At 66.9% G+C, this 18,034-nt stretch carries 17 protein-coding genes; 6 read left to right on the plus strand and 11 right to left on the minus strand.

Annotated features, from left to right (window positions below):
• Positions 1-68: 68 nt before the first annotated feature.
• Complete coding sequence (locus HZA32_06380; protein ID MBI5423697.1) at positions 69-1,097, plus strand: alpha-E domain-containing protein; 1,029 nt, start codon at positions 69-71, stop codon at positions 1,095-1,097.
• Complete coding sequence (locus tag HZA32_06385) at positions 1,094-1,972, plus strand: transglutaminase family protein (GenBank protein MBI5423698.1); 879 nt, start codon at positions 1,094-1,096, stop codon at positions 1,970-1,972. Before HZA32_06380 ends, HZA32_06385 begins: the two co-directional genes overlap by 4 nt.
• A 286-nt stretch (positions 1,973-2,258) precedes the next feature.
• Here the strand turns inward: HZA32_06385 and HZA32_06390 are convergent, their stop codons facing one another.
• The 3 genes from HZA32_06390 to tgt all read right to left on the minus strand — a co-directional run bounded on the left by HZA32_06390 (position 2,259) and on the right by tgt (position 5,614).
• The gene (locus tag HZA32_06390) at positions 2,259-3,185 is read right to left on the minus strand and encodes an SDR family oxidoreductase (GenBank protein MBI5423699.1); all 927 of its coding nucleotides are present in this window, start codon (positions 3,183-3,185) and stop codon (positions 2,259-2,261) included.
• Between the two features lie 74 nt (positions 3,186-3,259).
• Positions 3,260-4,399: a beta-lactamase family protein gene (locus HZA32_06395; GenBank protein MBI5423700.1), complete on the minus strand. Its 1,140-nt coding sequence runs from the start codon at positions 4,397-4,399 to the stop codon at positions 3,260-3,262.
• Between the two features lie 69 nt (positions 4,400-4,468).
• Positions 4,469-5,614, minus strand: a complete 1,146-nt coding sequence (tgt, locus tag HZA32_06400; protein MBI5423701.1) for a tRNA guanosine(34) transglycosylase Tgt — start codon at positions 5,612-5,614, stop codon at positions 4,469-4,471.
• Between the two features lie 63 nt (positions 5,615-5,677).
• Here tgt and HZA32_06405 point away from each other — a divergent pair, with 63 nt between their 5' ends.
• From HZA32_06405 to HZA32_06420, 4 genes are all read left to right on the plus strand, one after another.
• Positions 5,678-6,244 (plus strand): aminodeoxychorismate/anthranilate synthase component II, encoded by a 567-nt coding sequence (locus HZA32_06405; protein MBI5423702.1) that lies wholly within the window; start codon positions 5,678-5,680, stop codon positions 6,242-6,244.
• Positions 6,244-6,726 (plus strand): transcriptional repressor NrdR, encoded by a 483-nt coding sequence (gene nrdR, locus HZA32_06410; protein ID MBI5423703.1) that lies wholly within the window; start codon positions 6,244-6,246, stop codon positions 6,724-6,726. The genes HZA32_06405 and nrdR overlap by 1 nt, the downstream gene beginning before the upstream one ends.
• Positions 6,723-7,220: a hypothetical protein gene (locus HZA32_06415; GenBank protein ID MBI5423704.1), complete on the plus strand. Its 498-nt coding sequence runs from the start codon at positions 6,723-6,725 to the stop codon at positions 7,218-7,220. The genes nrdR and HZA32_06415 overlap by 4 nt, the downstream gene beginning before the upstream one ends.
• Before the next feature lie 67 nt (positions 7,221-7,287).
• Positions 7,288-7,629, plus strand: a complete 342-nt coding sequence (locus tag HZA32_06420; protein ID MBI5423705.1) for a histidine triad nucleotide-binding protein — start codon at positions 7,288-7,290, stop codon at positions 7,627-7,629.
• 194 nt (positions 7,630-7,823) lie between these two features.
• On the opposite strand, the gene HZA32_06425 is transcribed toward HZA32_06420, so the two are convergent.
• The 8 genes from HZA32_06425 to HZA32_06460 form a co-directional block, all read right to left on the minus strand.
• Positions 7,824-9,920 (minus strand): S9 family peptidase, encoded by a 2,097-nt coding sequence (locus tag HZA32_06425; protein ID MBI5423706.1) that lies wholly within the window; start codon positions 9,918-9,920, stop codon positions 7,824-7,826.
• A 77-nt stretch (positions 9,921-9,997) separates the two neighbouring features.
• Positions 9,998-12,823: an insulinase family protein gene (locus HZA32_06430; GenBank protein ID MBI5423707.1), complete on the minus strand. Its 2,826-nt coding sequence runs from the start codon at positions 12,821-12,823 to the stop codon at positions 9,998-10,000.
• 12 nt (positions 12,824-12,835) lie between these two features.
• The gene (gene dprA / locus HZA32_06435) at positions 12,836-13,984 is read right to left on the minus strand and encodes a DNA-protecting protein DprA (protein MBI5423708.1); all 1,149 of its coding nucleotides are present in this window, start codon (positions 13,982-13,984) and stop codon (positions 12,836-12,838) included.
• Positions 13,965-15,530, minus strand: a complete 1,566-nt coding sequence (locus HZA32_06440) for an NAD(P)H-hydrate dehydratase (protein ID MBI5423709.1) — start codon at positions 15,528-15,530, stop codon at positions 13,965-13,967. The genes dprA and HZA32_06440 overlap by 20 nt, the downstream gene beginning before the upstream one ends.
• A 31-nt stretch (positions 15,531-15,561) precedes the next feature.
• The gene (locus HZA32_06445; GenBank protein ID MBI5423710.1) at positions 15,562-16,161 is read right to left on the minus strand and encodes a hypothetical protein; all 600 of its coding nucleotides are present in this window, start codon (positions 16,159-16,161) and stop codon (positions 15,562-15,564) included.
• Positions 16,162-16,170: 9 nt separating this feature from the next.
• The gene (locus HZA32_06450; protein MBI5423711.1) at positions 16,171-16,722 is read right to left on the minus strand and encodes a hypothetical protein; all 552 of its coding nucleotides are present in this window, start codon (positions 16,720-16,722) and stop codon (positions 16,171-16,173) included.
• Between the two features lie 4 nt (positions 16,723-16,726).
• A complete protein-coding gene (acpS, locus tag HZA32_06455; GenBank protein ID MBI5423712.1) occupies positions 16,727-17,134 on the minus strand; it encodes a holo-ACP synthase in 408 nt (135 codons plus the stop codon).
• A gap of 109 nt (positions 17,135-17,243) precedes the next feature.
• A complete protein-coding gene (locus tag HZA32_06460) occupies positions 17,244-17,987 on the minus strand; it encodes a pyridoxine 5'-phosphate synthase (GenBank protein ID MBI5423713.1) in 744 nt (247 codons plus the stop codon).
• Positions 17,988-18,034 lie beyond the last annotated feature (47 nt).

The raw sequence follows: 18,034 nt of genomic DNA on the forward strand, positions 1-18,034 counted from the left end.
CTCTCCACCGGCCCCATGACACTTGGCCCATGCCACTTGTCCCTTCACGCGCGCCGCGCGTGCTTCCGATGCTAAGCCGCGTTGCCAATTCCCTCTACTGGATGAGTCGCTACATCGAGCGCGCCGACAACACCGCGCGTCTCGTCGACGTCAACCTCCAGCTCCTCCTCGACATCCGCCGCCTCGACGATCAGACGCTCACCGGCCTCTGGATGCCCATCGTCCAAAGCACGGGCGACGACCAACTCTTCCACCAGCTCCACAGCCGGGCCACCGGCGAAGACGTCACCGAGTTCCTCGTCTTCGAGACCGCGAATCCGAATTCGATCGTCTCCTCGATCAACCAGGCCCGCGAAAACGCCCGCATGGTGCGCGACCAGCTCACCGTCGAGTTCTGGGAGGAGCTGAACCGCCTCTACCTTTTCGTCCACTCGCCCGCCGCGCGCCGGCTCTGGCGCAGCGGCCCGCACGAGTTCTTTCTCGAGGTGAAGAACAGCTCGCTCCTGCTCGCCGGCCTCGCCAACGCCACCGTCGTCCGCAACGAAGGCTGGAATTTCATGCAAGCCGGCTGCTTCCTCGAGCGCGCCGACAAGACGTCCCGCATCCTCGACGTCCGCCACGCCTCCGTGCCCGAGCGCGGCAAGCCCGGCAGCGTCAGCCAGGAAGACGCGCTCGGCTGGTCCGCCGTGCTCCGCTCCTGCAGCGCGTGGGACGCCTACAAGGCGCTCCACGGCGCCGAAGTGCAGCCCGCCTACATCGCCGAGTTCTTGCTCCTCTCCGACAACTTCCCACGCTCCGTCCGCTTCTGCGTCCGCGCGCTCGACGCCGCGCTCCGCCGCATCTCCGGCGTCGCCGGCGACCGCTTCAGCAACGACGCCGAGAAACTCGCCGGCCGCCTCCTCGCCGAACTCAGCTTCAGCTCCGCCGACGACATCTTCGCCGTCGGCCTCCACACCTACATCGATCAACTCCAGACCCGCCTCAACGACGTCGGCGCGGCCCTCTTCCAGACCTACATCTTCCAAGCCTTCCACACCCTCGAGGACTACGAACTCCGCCAGCAGGAAGAGCAGCAGCAACAACAGCGCCGCGCATGAAGCTCCACACGCTGCACCGCACGAGCTACGCCTACGCCACGCCCGTGCGCGAGAGCTTCAACGAGGCCCGCCTCCGCCCCGCCTCAAGCGACGGCCAGGAATGCCGGCACTTCGAGCTGCGCGTCTCGCCCGACGCCCGCTCGTCCCACTACTTCGACTTCTACTCGAACTGCGTTCACCTCTTCGAAATCGACGCCCCGCACACCGAACTCGTCGTCGAAGCCACGGCGCTGGTCTTCACCCGCGACGAGCCCGTGCTGCCGTCCGGCGCCGAGCCCGCGCCGCTCGCCCGCGTCGGCGAGTGCCTCCTGCAGGACCGCTGCTACGACTTCCTGCCCGATTCGACCTACGTCGAAATCACCCGCGACACCACCGCGCTCGCGCAAGAAGCCGCCGCCGGCGCCACCGACGCCTGGCAAGCCGCGCAGGCGATCATGCGCCACATCCACACCGAGTTTCGCTACCTGCCCGCATCGACGACGGTCCACACGCACATGCGCGAAGTGCTCAAGGCCCGCCACGGCGTCTGCCAGGATTTCGCGCACGTGATGATCGGCTTTTGCCGCGCCCTGAAAATCCCCGCGCGCTACGTCTGCGGCTATATCTACAACGGCCCGCGCGATCAGCTCAAAGGCGCCCAAGCCAGTCACGCGTGGGTCGAAGTCTTCATCAACGGTGTCGGTTGGTGCGGCCTCGATCCGACCAACGGGCAACTTGCCGCCAGCCGACACGTGCGCGTCGCCGTCGGCCGCGACCACGCCGACGTGTCGCCGTTGAAAGGCACCTACCGCGGCACCGACCGGCACACGATGAAGGTCGACGTCCTCGTCACCGAAACCGACGACGCGCTCCAGCCCGAGCCCGCCGCGAGATAACGCGGCGCCCCCATCGTCGCTCGCCAGGCAGGGCGAGTTCTCTTAACGCCCCGCCCCGCTTATCTAGCCACGCCGCATTCGCGCGTGTTGTTTCCCACAGATAAAACGGATGGGCCCGGATTCAACGGATGACGCCGCGATGCTCATTTTCGATTTTCGCGAGCATCATCCGTCCCATCCGTCTGCATCCGGGCAATCCGTGGCAAAAAAAGAGCGAGAGCACGCGGCGCCGCGCGCTCTCGCCTTGAGATTGTCGGGCGCCGCGCACGGCGCGGCATTTACGCGCTCAAACCTTCGTCTTGAAGTAGGCGATAGTCTTCTTGAGGCCCTCGGCGAGCGGGATGGTGGGCTCCCACTTGAGGTGCTTCTTCGCCAGCGTGATGTCGGGGCGGCGTTGCTTCGGGTCGTCGGACGGGAGCGGTTTGTGGACGATCTTGGATTTGCTCTTGGTGAGCTTCAGGACCTGCTCCGCGAGTTCGAGCATGGTGAACTCGCCCGGGTTGCCGATGTTCACGGGCCCGACGGTTTCGTTCTGGTTCATGAGGCGAACGAAGCCCTCGATGAGATCGTCGACGTAGCAGAACGAGCGCGTCTGTTTGCCGTCGCCGTAGATGGTGATGTCTTCGCCCTTGAGCGCCTGCACGATGAAGTTCGAGACGACGCGGCCGTCGTTCGGGTGCATGCGCGGGCCGTAGGTGTTGAAGATGCGGACGATGCGGATATCGACCTTGTTCTCGCGGTGGTAGTCGAAGAACAGCGTCTCGGCGACGCGCTTGCCCTCGTCGTAGCACGAGCGGCGGCCGATCGGGTTGACGTTGCCCCAATAGCTCTCGGGCTGCGGGTGCACGCTCGGGTCGCCGTAGACCTCGGACGTGCTCGCCTGGAAGACACGCGCTTTCACGCGCTTTGCGAGGCCGAGACAGTTGATCGCGCCCATCACTGACGTCTTCGTCGTCTTGATGGGGTTGTATTGGTAGTGCGGCGGCGACGCGGGACACGCGAGGTTGTAGATCTGGTCGACCTCGAACTTGAACGGATCGATCACGTCGTGGCGGACGAGCTCGAAGGCCGGGTTGGCGAGGTGATGCGCGATGTTGGCCTTCGCACCGGTGAAGAAGTTATCGAGGCAGATAACCTCGTGGCCGTCTTTGAGCAGACGATCACAGAGATGGGACCCGAGGAAGCCGGCGCCGCCGGTGACGAGGATACGCATGGAGAAAGGAAAAGTGGCGGGAGCTAAAAGGGCGAGCGGGCCGTGTTCAATCCGCATTCCGCACCGGGCGGCGCCTAGCGAGACGGCGTCTGGTGCGCGCCGCCTGCGCCGACGAGGCGGGCGACCTCTGTCCCGATCTCCTCGTAAAGGTCGCGGACGTTGCCCTTGCCGTCGGGATGCAGCCGCGAGGACAAGAAAACGTAGAACGTGTCGCTCGACGGATCGATCCACAGCGCCGTGCCCGTGAATCCCGTGTGCCCGAACGAGCCGATCGGGAAAATCCGCCCGCGCGGGCGACTGTATTTCGTGTCGATGTCCCAACCGAGCCCGCGCCGCTCGGGCACCGTCGCCGGGCTCTGCGTGGCCTGCATCAGGCGCAGTGTCTCAGGTTTCAGCAATCGCACGCCGTCCACCTCGCCGCGCAACATGACGCGTGCGTAGCGCGCCAAATCCGCCGCCGTCGTGAACAAACCCGCGTGTCCGGCCACGCCGCCCATGCGACGCGACGTCGGATCGTGGACCACGCCGCGCAACATCGTGCCCTCCGCATCGCGCTCCGTCGGCGCGATCCGAGCGCGCTGCTCCAGCGCGGGCCGGAAACCGGTGTCCTTCATGCCGAGCGGAACAAAAATCTCGGCCCGCGCAAACTCGTCCAGCGTGCGCCCGCTCACGCGCCGGACGATCTCGCCGAGCAGGATGAAGTTCACGTCACTGTAGCGGAACACCGTGCCCGGCGCCGGATCAGGCGTGCACGCGCAGGCGCGGCGAATGCCCTCCTCGTAACCGCGCCAGTTGGGCGCAGCGAGATCGCGCGGGATTTCCGCCGGCAAACCCGACGTATGCGTGAGCAGATGCCGCACGGTCACGTCCGCGGCCGCGAACTCCGGCAGGTATTCGCGCACCGGCGCGTCGAGTTTCACGCGCCCGCGTTCGATCAGGAGCATCATCGATGGCGCCGTGGCCACGACCTTGGTCAGCGAGGCGGCGTCGAAAATTGTGTCCTCCGTCATCGCCTCCTGCTGCGGAACGAGCGCGCGATCTCCCAGCGCCCAGTGTCGGCTCTGCGCGCCCTGCTCGACCCACACGACGGCGCCCGGCAATTTTCCCGCCGCCATGGCGCGTGCAATCGCCTCCGTCACGGGAGCCACGCTCGTTGTCTCCATCGCCAGCGCCGACGAGACGAACGCAAACATCAGAACCACGGCGAGACGCATGCGACGAGTTTCGCGAACGCCGTCGGGTTGCCAAGCCGCTTGTCGCGACCGACGGTCCGCGCCGCCGCATCAACCGCGCTGCGCCGCCTCGCCCGCCTCGTAACGCTCGATCCACGCCTTGCTCCAGCCGGCGAAGTCGCCGGCCTCGATGTGCGCCCGCGCCTGCGCGACGAGATCGAGGTAGAAATGCAGGTTGTGCAACGAGAGCAGCGTGCTCGCGAGAATCTCGTTCGCCATCACGAGATGCCGCAGATACGCTCGCGAGAAATGGCGGCAGGTGTAGTTGTCGAGGCCCTCGACCAGCGGCGCCTTGTCGGTGCGGTAGCGCTCGTTGCGGACGTTGATCAAGCCGTCGGGCGTGAAGGCCGCACCGTTGCGCGCCACGCGCGTCGGGTGCACGCAATCGAACATGTCCACGCCGAGCGCGATCATCTTCAAAATCTGCGGCGGCGTGCCGAGACCCATCGTATAGCGCGGCTTGTCGGCGGGGAGAAACGGCGTCGTCGCGCCGACCTGTTTCAACATCTCCGGCTCGGGCTCGCCCACGCTGACGCCACCCACAGCGTAGCCGGGCAAGTCGAGCGCCGCGAGCGACTCGGCGGCCTCGCGGCGGAGGTCGTCGTAGGTCGAGCCTTGCGCGATGGCGAAGACGTGGTGCCCGGCGGCGAGGAAGCCGTTGTCGGTGGCGACCTGCTGGCACTCGCGCGCCCAGCGCAGGCTGCGGTCCACCGCGCGCTGGCACTCGTCGCGCGTGCACGGCCACGGCGGGCACTCGTCGATCACCATCGCGATGTCGGAGCCGAGGTTGGCCTGGATCGTCATCACCTCGCGCGGACCGAGGAAGACCTTCGCGCCGTCGATGTGCGAAGCGAACGCGATGCCGTCCTCGCGGATATCGCGGAGTTTCGCGAGGGAGAACGCCTGGAACCCACCGCTGTCGGTAAGGATCGGGCCGTTCCAACCCATGAAACCGTGCAGCCCGCCGAGTTCGCGCACGAGTTCGGAACCGGGCCGCAGGTTGAGATGGTAGGTGTTGCCGAGAATGATCTGCGCGCCGATCTCGTGGAGCTGCGCCGGCGTGAGCGCCTTCACCGTGCCCTGCGTGCCGACGGGCATAAAAATCGGCGTTTCGATCACGCCGTGGCGCGTCCGCAGACGCCCGCGCCGCGCCGCCGTGGCGGTGTCGGTCTTCAGAAGGTCGAAATGAGCGGGCATATGGCGGAAAAGACCCTACCCGCGCGCTTGACCCCCCTGTCAAATCCCGAGTAATCGGCTGCCGTGCTGCTCGTCATCGACAATTACGACTCGTTCACCTTCAACCTGGTCCAATATTTCGGCCAACTGGGCGTGAACATGCGCGTGTTCCGCAACGACGAGATCACCCCCGAGCAGGCCGCCGCGCTGAATCCCGACCGCGTCCTCATCTCGCCCGGCCCGTGCACCCCCACCGAGGCCGGCATCAGCCTCGACATGTTTCGTGTCTTCGGCGGCAAGAAGCCCATTTTCGGCGTGTGCCTCGGCCATCAGGCCATGGGCCAATACTTCGGCGGCAAAGTGATCCGCGCCGGCCGCCTCATGCACGGCAAGATGTCGCCCATCCTGCATCGCAACACCGACATCTTCGGCGGACTCCCCTCGCCTTTCCAAGCCACCCGCTACCACTCGCTGCTCGTCGAACGCTCATCCCTGCCCGACTGTCTCGAGATCACCGCCGAGACCGCCGAGGGCGAAATCATGGGCCTGCGCCACAAACAAATGCCGATCTGGGGTGTCCAATTTCACCCCGAGTCCATCGCGACCCAACACGGCATGAAGATGCTCCAGAACTTTCTCTCCCTGAACTGATGCGCTGCCCGAAGTGCACTTCCATCGAGGATAAGGTCATCGACTCCCGCATCGCGCGCGACGGAAACACCATCCGCCGCCGCCGCGAATGCCTCGAGTGCGGCCACCGTTTCACGACCAACGAGTCGCTCGTCCGCGACAGCCTCATCGTCGTCAAGCGCGACGGCCGCACCGAGCCGTTCATGCGCGACAAGCTCGTCGCCGCCGTCCGCGCCGCCTGCCACAAGCGCCCGATCGACGGCGAGCAGATCTACATGCTCGTCGAGGACGTGATCGACGCCGTCGAAGCCGGTTTCGAGAGCCAGGTGCCGACCAAGGCCATCGGCGAGCAGGTGATGTTGCGCCTGCGCAAGCTCGACCAAGTCGCCTACGTCCGCTTCGCCAGCGTCTACAAGGAATTCCGCGACGTCGGCGAGTTCGTCGACGAAATCACGAGCCTTGCGCCGTTTCCCGAAGGCACTACACCGAAGCCGAAGAAATGACGCGCCCCGCTCAACTGCGCCGCCTGCACTTCCTCAACGCACTCTTCGCGCCGCTCACCGGGCACGACCTCTATCTCGCGCAGCAAATCGACGCGGCCATCGTCACCAGCCTCGAGGCCGAACGCGCGTTCGCCGGCCAGCCCTCCGAAGTCACGCCCGCCGACCCAGCCTTCGTGCAAGCCGCCGCGCAACTTTTCGCCCGACTCTGCGAGAGCCGCGGCTCGCACGGATTTTTTCACTGGGACGCCGCCGCCGAGGCCAACGCCGCCACGCCGCTCTTCGCCCGCGCCAACCTGATGGAAGGCCTCAAGCGCCTCTCCACGTGCCGCGAAGCCACCGTGCTCGTCACCAATCTCCGTCCCGCGCTCTGCCCCGCCACCAAACGCGGCGCCGCCAAGCGGGCCCGCGAATACGACGAGACCCTCGATCTGCTCCGCAACCTCACCGCCGCCCGCACCCGCCGCGGCGCGAACGTGAACCTGCTGTTCCTTTAATGGAGGGCGCGCGTCCTCGCGCGCCGCGGCCCGCGAGGACGCGGGCCCTCCGAACCCCGCTTCTCCGATGAAAACCATCTTTCAGAAAATCATCGACCGCGAGATCCCCGCCAAGATCGCGCACGAGGACGACCATTGCATCGCGATCCACGACATCAACCCGCAGGCGCCGGTGCACGTGCTCGTGATTCCGAAGCAGCACATCGCCCGGGTGGCCGAGGCGAAGGAATCGGATCAAAGCGTCCTCGGTCACCTCTTGCTCAGCGCCGCGGCGATCGCCAAGAAACTCGGCCTCGAGCAATCCGGCTTCCGCATCGTGATCAACAACGGCCGTGACGGCGGCGAGACGGTCCCGCATCTCCACGTCCACGTCCTGGGCGGCCGCCCGCTCGCCTGGCCGCCGGGCTGAAGTGATTTTGGGATTTCGGATCGCGGAACGCGGATGGCCGCCGCCCGAATTGCACTCGATCTGTAGGAGCCTGCTTGCAGGCGACCTGCCGCACTCGCATCGCCTGCAAGCAGGCTCCTACAAAAGGAAAGGCGCGCCTCCCGGCGCGCCTGACATCCGTCATCCGGACTCCGAAGTCCGGCGTCCGCATCAGCTCACTTCAGGTATTTCGCCAGCCAGCCGCGGACCTCGTTGTAGAAATAGCGGCTGTCCTCACCCCGCAGGATCCAGTGGCCGGCCTCGGGGAACACGATGAGCTTGCTCTGCACGCCGAGGCGCTGGTTCAGCGCGAACCACATCAGCGCATTGTTAACCGGCACGCGGTAGTCGAGTTCGCCGACCGTGATGAGGATCGGCGTCTTGAAACCGGTGCCCTTCGCGTGATTGCCCGCCTGCAAGACCGGACTCTGCTCGCGCCACACCGCGCTGTCGCCCCAGACCGGGCCGCCGCTGTTCACCTCGCGGCCCCAGATGCTGTCGCTCGTGCCCCACTGCATGATGAGGTCGGCCTCGCCGGCGTGGGAGATGATGCACTTGTAGCGCGTGGTCGTCGCCTGCAGCCAGTTGGCGAGGTGACCGCCGTAGCTGGCGCCCGCTGCGGCCATGCGCGTGCCGTCGATGAACGAAAAACGCTTCACCGCTTCGTCCGCGGCCTCGTTCACGTGGTTGCCTGGTCCGCGCAGCGGATCGAGCTGGATCGAACGGGCGAACTCCTCGCCGTAACCGGTCGAGCCCTTGTAGTCGGTGAGGAGGATGACGTATTCCGTGCCGGCGAGCAGGTGGTAATTCCAACGCAGCACGAAGGTGTCGTGCCACATGTTCGCCGCGCCGCCGTGGATGACGACGAAGAGCGGATACTTCTTCGCCGCGTCGAAGCCGGCCGGACGCACGATCATGTTGTGAACGGTCATGCCATCGCTGGCCTTGAAATCGAAGTGCTCCACGCCGGGCAGATCGAGCGTGGCGGCCTTGTCGGCATTGAAGGACGTCAGTCGCTTCGGCGCGCCGTTGAAGGCGTAGATCTCCACCGGATTCGAGACGCTGTCCCAAGTGCCGACGAGCGCCTTGCCGCCGGCGGCGAGCCCGCCGGTGGTGCCGTAAGTCATCGACGGCTCGTCGCGCACGTCGCCCCCGGCGTAGCTGACTGAGTGGATCTGCTCGATGCCGGCGTGCTCGAAGGTGAAATAGACGCGATCGCCGCCCTCGGGCAGCGCGTAGCGGCCCACCGCGCGATCCAGTTTGGCGGTGAGAACATTTTTCTTCGCCGCATCGAACGGCCACGGGAAACTCGCGAGGCGGCTGAGGTCGTAGACCTTGTCGATCGTGTTCGGGTCGGTGATGCAGAAGAGCGTCTTGCCGTCCGGTGAAAACCGGAGGTTGCCGTAGCTGCTCATGTCGTTCGTCAGGCGCGTCGGTTCGCCGCCGGCGGCCGTGACGAAATAAAGCTGCGTGTAAACCGGCTCGCGCGCGGCGGCGTCGCGGTTGGTCGAGACGCTGAACACCACGCCGCTGCTATCGGGCGCCCATTCGGCCTCGAGGTTCTGGCCGTCGTCGCCCTGCCCGCCACCGAAGCCGGGCAGCTCCGCCAGCTTGCTGCCGGCGAGGAGATCGCGCGCTTTCGCACCGGCCTTTGCGTCCATCACGAAGAGGTGAGCCTTCTTGTCGTCGAGCCAGCTCATCCAGAAACGCGGCGGGAACTGCTCGTAGGCGCGCGCGTTGTATTTGCGGTCCTTGCGCTCCTTCGCGGCCTTCTTGATCGCGTCCTCGTCGTTCGCGCCGGGGAACACGTCGCTCACGAAGAGCAGCTGTTTGCCGTCGGGGCTGAACTTCGGCGAACGCGCGCCCAGCGTGAGGCTCGTCAGCCGCTCGGCTTCGCCGGGCTGTTTGAGATTCAGCAGATAAATCTGCGAGGCCTCGTCGCCCTCGCGGCGGGTCGTGAAGACGATGCTTGCGGAATCGGGCGACCAGCTCACACCGCCCTCCGGCGCCTTCGTGGAGGTGATGCGGCGTGCGGGCGTGTCGTCGGCCAGGGACTTCAGCCAGAGGTCCACCGACTGGTCCTTGGCGTCGTAGGCGGGCTCCGCCACCGAGAACACCACCCATTGTCCGTCGGGGCTCGGCACGGGGGCGCCGACCCGCTTCATCAGCCACAACTCCTCGTGCGTGATCGGATGTTTTTTCGCCGCCGCTTCGGCGCCAAACACCACCGCCACGGACACGATCCAACCGACCAACAGAGCGCGAATTTTCATCGCGCGAGTGTCCCGGCCGAGGGGCCTGAGTCAAACGCGTTGCGGCGAACGAGGCCGCGCGCGCGACGTCCCGGCCGCTACTTCGCAGTCTTCGGTTCGATGAAGAAGCGGAAGAGATTTTTCGGGCCGAGATACCGCTTGGCCAGCGCGCCGAGGTCCGCGGGCGTCGCGGCGGCGTAGTCGCGCTCCAAGCTGCGCACCTCGTCGAGGCGGCCGGGATGCGTCTGCGAGTCGTCGAGGCAATCGAGCCAGTATTCGTTGCGCGAGAGCTGCTGCCGCGCGCCGGCGACGGCTTGGGCTTGGGCGCGGCCGAGCTCCTCGGCGGTCACGCCTTTCTTCGCGAGTTCGCTCCCGATGTCGGAGACTTGCTCGGCGATCTTCTTCGCCGACTTCGTCGCCACATCGAGCCGGCAGCGCAGCGACGCCAATCCGGGGAAGGTCTCGGAGTAGGCCAGTGAGGCATCGAGCACGTAGGTCGCGCCTTTTTCCTCGCGGATTTGCACGCGCAAACGGTCGCCGAGGATTCCCGCCAGCAAGCGCAAGTGTCGCTGCTCGGTTATCGTCAGCGCATCGCGCACCGGCCAGTCGAGCAGGATCGTCGTCGGGCGGCCCGCGACCGCGGGATAGCTGAAGCGGCGCGTCTCCGGCGGAGCCGGGAATTTCAATTTCCGCGCGGCGGCTGAAGCGGGCGCGACCTCACCGCGCACCGGCAGCGCGCCGAAGGTTTTCGCCACCTCGGCGATGGTGGCGTCGACATCGAAATCGCCCACGAGCGTCGCTTCGATGGGCGACGACTCGAGCATCGGTTTCAACCACGCGGCGAGTGTCGCGAACGAGTGTTTCTCGGCCATTTGGCGCGCCGGCAAACCGATCCGAGTGTCTCCGCCCGCGAGAAACGAAAAGACGGAAGTCTGAATGACGCCATCCGGCTGCGAGCGACTCCTGGCGTAGATGTCACCGATTAACCGACGCACGCGCGACTCCTCCTCCACGCGCCACGCGGGATCCACGAGATACGCCGTCGCCACCTGCAAAAACCGCCGCAAGTCGTCGCCCGTGGTGGCGCCCGTGATCTCGCACGCATCGTCGGCGGCATGCATGTTGAGCGTCACCGCATGTCCGCGCATCGCCTGGCGCATTTCTTCGTTGGAGTGTTTGGCCAGTCCGCCGCCTACGAGGCCCCCGGCCCACAGCCCGAGACCGGGATGTTCGAGGGGCTCCGCCGCGCGCCCTTCGCCGAAACGCAGGCGGAAATGCACGCGGCCGTGTTCGAGCGCGGTGCGTTTCAAATTCAGCCGCACGCCGTTCGCGAAACGCACCTGCCAGACGTCGAGGTCCGCGACGTGCTCGCGTTGGGCAACCGTTCCGGGTGGGCCGAAGTCTTCGTAAGCGAACTTCGCCTCCGCCAAGGCAGCCGCGGCGGTCACAGGCACGGCGCGGCTTTGCTGGTAGGCGGCGAGAATCTTCTCCGGCGTGACCTTGAGCCACTGCGGTGAAGCCGTGACGAAGATCCGGCGCACGCCGCGCTCCCACTCGGTGCGCCATGCGGCCTGGCAATCCTGCGCAGTGATCTCCTCGATCCGGGCGAGGCGCGCGGCCAGACGTTCATCCGGCAGCACGAAGACCGTTTCCTCCTCGACCGCAGTCGCGATCGCTTGCGCGAGCGCCGGGGTCGGAGCTGAGGTGGCACGCGTGGCCTCCTCGCGGATGACGGTGCGCAGATTGTCCTTCGCCGCCGCCAGCTCGGTCGGATCGAAACCCGCCTCGGCCGCCGAGCGCTGTTCGTTTTCGGCAATGCCCACCAGTGCGGACCATTCCTTGGCGTTGCCCGCCACCGAAAACGTCTCGACGGCAAACCTCCCGCCGACCGTCGCGTGGTTCAGTCGGTAACCGCCAATGACCTGTCCTCGCGTCTCGGTCAGCCGCTGTAGCCGCCGGCGAATCATCGCGCGCGCCAGTTCCAAGCGCAGGTTCCGCGTGCGTCGCTCCTCGTCGTCCGGCCCGTCATCCCGCAGCCGCGCGGCCATCAGGTCCACCTGCACGCCATCGCGCATCTCGGGATGCAGCGCCGCGCGCACGTCCTTGCTCGCGGGCAGATCGCCGGGCGAGACGTGCGGCCGTTCCGCGCTGCGCGCGACGAGCGTCCCGAATTGCGCGCGCAACGCAGCCTCGATGTCACCGACCGCACCATCGCCGGCGACGATCACCACCATGCGTTCCGGACGATAGCCGGCGTCGTAGAATCCGCGCAACGCCGCCGGCGTCGCCTTCTTGATCGCCGACTCTGTGCCGCTCGGCAGGCGATCCGACATGAGCGTGCCCGGAAACTGAAACTGTCGCAGCGCGACCATGCGCTCCAAATCCAACGAACGCCGCGCCTGCATCTCGCTCAAAAGCACGCCGCGCTCGCGCTCGACCTCGGCCTTTTCAAAGAGGATCCCGTCGGCAAACTCCCGGAGCACGCGCAGACCGTCGGCAATCGTGGCCGGCGTGGCGTCGGGCAGGTCGACCTTGTAGAGGGTGTGCGTTTCGAAGGTCCTGGCGTTCACGTGCGGCCCGAAAGCGACGCCCTCGCGCTGGAGGAACTTTACGAGTTCCCCCGCCGCAAAATGGCGCGTGCCGTTGAACGCCATGTGCTCGACGAAGTGCGCGTAACCGCGCTCGTCGTCGCGCTCGTGCAGCGAGCCGGTGAGCACGAGCAAACGCAGGCTCACGAGCTTCTCCGGCGTGCGATTCGGGGCGATGGCGTAGCGGACACCGTTCTCCAGCTTGCCCCACGTCACACGCGGACTCGGGGCGATGTCGCTGTGCTCGTGCGGCCAAGCGGGCGCCGTCTGCGCCGCCGCCGGCAAAGCCCACAGGATGGACAACGCGACCCACCGGAAAACACGGAGCCTGTTCATCGAAAATCCTCCTCAACCATTCCGGCTTTCGAAAGTGCCGTCGGCACGTTTCACCACGAGCTTTTTCAACTCGAGCATCATCAGCGCCGCGGAGACGAGCGGTGCGGACAGTCCAGTCTGCGCCGTGAGCGCATCGATGCCGAGCAGCGCGCCGCCGCGGAAGCACTCGGCGATTTTGCGTTCGTCCTCGCTCAACGCCGCCGCGGTGAGCTGCTCGAGCACGCTGGGCTGATCGGGCGCAGCGGGAATCTTGCCCGGCGCGAAGCCCTGCAGGTAGTTCAACTCGCTGAGGAGGTCGTCGACACTCGTGAGCAACGTCGCGCCGTCGCGGATCAGTTGATGGCAGCCGGCGCTGCTCGGCTGGTCGATGCGGCCGGGCACGGCGAACAACAGCCGGCCTTGCTCACCGGCGAAGCGCGCGGTGATCATCGCGCCACCATCGACATCGCTCTCCACCACGATCACCGCCTCGCTCATGCCGGCAACAATGCGATTGCGCATGGCGAAGGACTGGCGATCGGCTTTGCGGCCGAACGGAAACTCCGAGAGCACCGCGCCGCTCTCGGCGATGCGTCGATACAGGTCGAGATTCTCCGAGGGATAGATGATATCGATGCCGGTGCCGATCACGGCGGCGGTCTTGCCGCCCACGGACAGCGCGCCTTCGTGCGCGGCGGTGTCGATGCCGCGCGCGAGTCCGCTCGCGACGCAGAAGCCGAGCCGCGCGAGTTCGGCACCGAGTTTTTTCGCGGTGGCCTGGCCGTAGAGCGTCGTGCGCCGGCTGCCGACGATCGCGATGCACGGCGCGTCGAACTCGTAGTCGCCCTTGCGATAGAGGCCGATGGGAGGATCGGTGATTTCCTTGAGGAGGCGCGGATAACCCGCATCGCGCGCGGTGATGAAGGTCGCGCCGGCCTGCGCGAGCCGTTCCTCCTCGCGTGCGAGATCGAAGTGCGCCGTCCAGCCCACGACCGCCGCGCTCGTCTCCGGGCCGACGCCGCGCACGCGTTCGAGGCTCCGGCGATCGGCGCGCAGGATCGCGACCGGGTCGCCGCCGAATTCGGCAAGCAGGCGATTGAGCGAGATGGGGCCGATGTTCGGCAGGTCGTTCAAAATCATGAACGCCTGTCGGGGCGTGAGGTCAGGGGCAGGTGTCGTCATGGTCCGCGCAGTGGAGAGCTGGCTGGAGATAATCCAGCAGCTGCGTCGTCTGCACGGCCACCTGGCCCTTGTCGCGGGCGAGCAAATCCGCAGCGAGCCCATGCCACAGGACGCCTCGCGCGGCGGCGAGCAACAAATCGTCCGGCGCCTGCGCCATCAGCCCGCCGATGAGCCCCGCAAGGATATCGCCGCTGCCACCGCGCGCGAGCACCGGGCCGCCGAAAAAACTGAAATAGCTCACGCCGCCCGCGACCACCCGAGTGGGCGAACCTTTCGCGACCAACACGGCGGCATTCGCCCAAGCGTCAGCGATGCGCGCCCACTCTCCCGCGTGCGGCGTGGCAACGAAACGCTTGCCGGGAGTCGATGCGATGATCTCCGGTCGGAGCGCGTCGGCATCGAGGAGTAGCGGAAGGGAATTTGCCGTATTACGGCAAATTGCCTCAGCAGCACGGAGAGTCTCGGGCGAGGCGCCGAGGCCCGGGCCGAGGACGAGCGCGGTGGCGCGGGCGGCTTTTTCGCAAATGAGATCGACGGCGTCGGCGGTGAGGCCGCCGTGGCTGCCTTCCGGACAACCGACCCACATGGCTTCGGGCAGCCTCGCAGCGTATTCAGGCACGAGCGGCACCGGCACGCAGGCGGTGAGCAAGCCGACGCCGCTGCGGAGCGCGGCCTGCACGGTCATCAACACCGCGCCGGGATAACTCAGCGAGCCGCCCACGACGAGCAGGTGGCCGTAAGTGCGTTTGTCGGAGTGCGCGGGGCGGAGGGCGGCGAGCGGGCGAAGGAGCGTGGGGAGCACGACGCAGGCTGTAGCCGGGGTCGGTGACCCCGGCCCGGGCTCACCGAGCCCGGCTACAGGTGCGGAGTGCGAAAAGAAACCCAAGTCGAGGTAACGCGCCCGCCCGACGAAGGCGGCGTTGGCCGGCGCGACGACGGGAGCTTTCACGATGCCGGTGCAGTAGGTGAAGTCGGCGCGGAAGACGGTGCCGCCGTTGACGTCCTCCCCCAGCCCGCTCGGTAAATCGACGGCGGCGCGCAGACGGATGCGCGGGTGCGTGTTCACCCAAGCAAGAAGCTCCGCCGTGGCGGCGTCCACTGGCGGGCGGAACTGGAAACCGAACACACCATCGAGACAGGCGTCGTAGGAAGAGAACTCACGCTTCACGGCGGCGGCATCGAGTTCGCGCGCGCGCGCGCCAGCGGTGGCGCGGAGCGTGTCGAGCGCGCGACGCGCGAGCGGACGCAGCGCCTCGACGCCGAACGCGAGCACGACGTCCGCGGTCGCGCCGGGGATGTCGGCGAGCAGCATCGCGGCGGCGAGCAAGGCGTCGCCGCCATTGTGGCCCTTGCCGGCGAGAACAAGGAGGCGCACGCCGTTGCTGAGGCCGCCGATCTCGCGCGCGTCGTCGCGCAGGGCCGTCGCGATCGCGCGACCGGCGCGTTGCATGGCGTCCCACTCCGCGGCCTCGTCGCGCAGCAAGTCCGCCTCCCGTTTCCTCGCCTCGGCGCAGGACAGGATGGGGTGCGACTGGGCGGCCGTCATGAGGGGAACGATACGCGTGGGGCGCGAAAGCTCAACCACCGGCACCGTTCGTCAAGAGCGTCCGTCCGCCGCCAGTAGTCGCGCCCGGTGTGCCGGTCCCATGCGGCTTCGTTGGAGTCATGTCTCCTTGAGCAGCCTCGTCCGCGAATCGCTCCGGCGGACGAGGTGGAAGATCGACCCGCGGGGCCGTCGCGGGATCGTAATCCGGGTGGTCGCGGTAGAACTGATCTCGGCTCCATTGCGGCTCGGTGAACGCGAGCGGGAGCGCGGCATTGACGCCGTGGTCGAGGATCGGGCGCGTGAGCGCAGGCAGGGAGCGGAAGTAGAATCTCCCTCCGTGGCGCCGCACCTCGTAGAAATCGCCGTGGCGCTTGCGACGTTGGTCCCATACGGCGACCTCGGTAACGTCGTCTTCCCAGACGGCGTAGCCGCCCCAGCGCGCGAAGATCCGCTCGGCCGCGCGCAGCGTGCCAGCGTCAATCGGGATTTCGGCGCGGTCCGGCGCCGGCGCGATTGAGGGGGCCTTTGCGGGCGGAGTGCGGGGCGTCTCGCTGCGAAAGGCCAGCCAGCCGAAAGCGAGTCCCGCGGAGAAGCCGAGCGTGAGCCAGAGCGAGAAGAGGGAGCTTTTCATCGCAGTCGTTCAAGGGCGCCGCGGCGCGTCGGAGTCCCGTCGCGCGGGGGCACCGTCCTTGGGCGCGCGTTCCAGTTTGGGCAACGACGACGGCTCGTGCGGAGGCTTCACCGGGTCCTCGAGTCGGGCCCGAATCGGGAGGTAGAGGCGCAGCGGCGTGTCGTCGGTGGCGTCGGGGTCCCATTGGAAGCCGGCGTCGCGGGGCTCCGGAATCTCGCGGAAGCGATAGCCTTTCGCCGTGCGGCGGGCTTCGAAAAAGTAGCTGTAGGTGCTGGTGCCGGGGTTCCAGTAGGCGAAGCGTGTGCGGTCGTTCTTCCAATACGCGCGGTCGGCCCAGATGGCGAAGATTTCCGGCAGGCCGTCCCAGTCGCGGTAGTCGCGCAGGCCGACGGCCTCGAGTTTCGTGGGCGGACGCTTTTCGCGGAGCGCTTCGGGCGGGACTTCGCGCTCTTTGGGTGTGGTGAGGTAGAAGAACGCCAGCGGCGCGCCGACGACGAGCAGGAGCACGATCCAACCGAGCCGCACTTTCCAGACGCGCGTGCTTTCGGCGGAGGAGTCCATGGGGTCAGCTGTGTTTGACGAGGGCGGCGACGGCCATCGCGTGGGTGTCGATGTGCGAGAGCGAGAGCCAGACGTGCGTGGCGCCGACTTCAGCGAGGAGCTTCGTGGCCTTTTCATCGAGGCGGACGAGCGGCTCCTTGCGCGAGCCGTGGTAGACCGAAATGGAGGTCCAGTCGAGGTGCGGGCCGATGCCGGTGGTGAAGCATTTCGAGACCGCTTCCTTCGCGGCCCAGCGGGCGGCGTAGTGCTTGTGCGGGTGGCCGAGGCCGCTGCAGTAGGCGCGCTCCTCCTCGGTGAACACACGCTGGAGGAAGCGGTCGCCGTGTTTCTCGAGCACCTTGCGGATGCGCTCGGTTTCGATGATGTCGCAACCGAGACCGATGAGAGTGCCGCCGGGAGGGAGAGTGATCATGGGCGGAAAGAGTAGCGAGTAGTGAGTAGCGGGTAGCGAGTAGAAAGGCAGCTGAGAAATGCGCGAACGCCCGATGCTCGCTGCTCACTACCCGCTACTCGCTACTACTTCAGGCATTCATCCGCGTTTTCATTTCGCGGACGGCTTCCTCGATGCCGGTGAACAGCGCGCGGCTGACGATGCTGTGGCCGATGTTCAGCTCGTGGAGGTGCGGGATGGTGCGGACCTCGGCGATGTTGACGTAATTGATGCCGTGGCCGGCGTTGACGACGAGGCCGAGCGCGTGGCCTTGCGTGGCGCCGACGCAGAGGCGCTTGAACTCATCCGCGCGCGCGGGGCCGTGGTAGGCGTTGGCGTAGGCGCCGGTGTGCAGCTCGATCCACGGCGCGTTGAGCTTCTTCGCCATGTCGATCTGATGCTCGTCGGCATCGATGAAGAGGCTGGTCTTGATGCCGGCGGCATTCATGGCATCGGTGACGCGCGCGACCTTGTCGCGGAACTTCACGACGTCGAGGCCGCCCTCGGTGGTGACTTCCTCACGGCTTTCGGGGACGAGGCAGACGGAGTGCGGCTTCAGGCGGAGCGCGAGGGCGGTCATCTCGGGCGTGCACGCCATCTCGAGGTTCACGCGCGTGGCGGCGGTTTCGCACAGGCGCTCGACGTCGCGATCCTGGATGTGGCGGCGGTCTTCGCGAAGGTGGATGGTGATGCCGTCGGCGCCGGCGCGTTCGCAGAGGGCGGCGAGCGTGACGGGATCGGGCTCGACGTTGCCGCCGACGGTCGCGCCGGCCTGGCGGTAGCGCGCTTGGCGGAGCGTGGCGCAGTGGTCGATGTTGACGCCGAGGAGGATCATGGCGGCGCGGAGACAAGCAGGATTGGCCGCGCCGGCAAATCAGGAAA

This window comes from Opitutia bacterium (assembly GCA_016217545.1).
Classification (GTDB): Bacteria; Verrucomicrobiota; Verrucomicrobiia; order Opitutales; family Opitutaceae; genus Didemnitutus.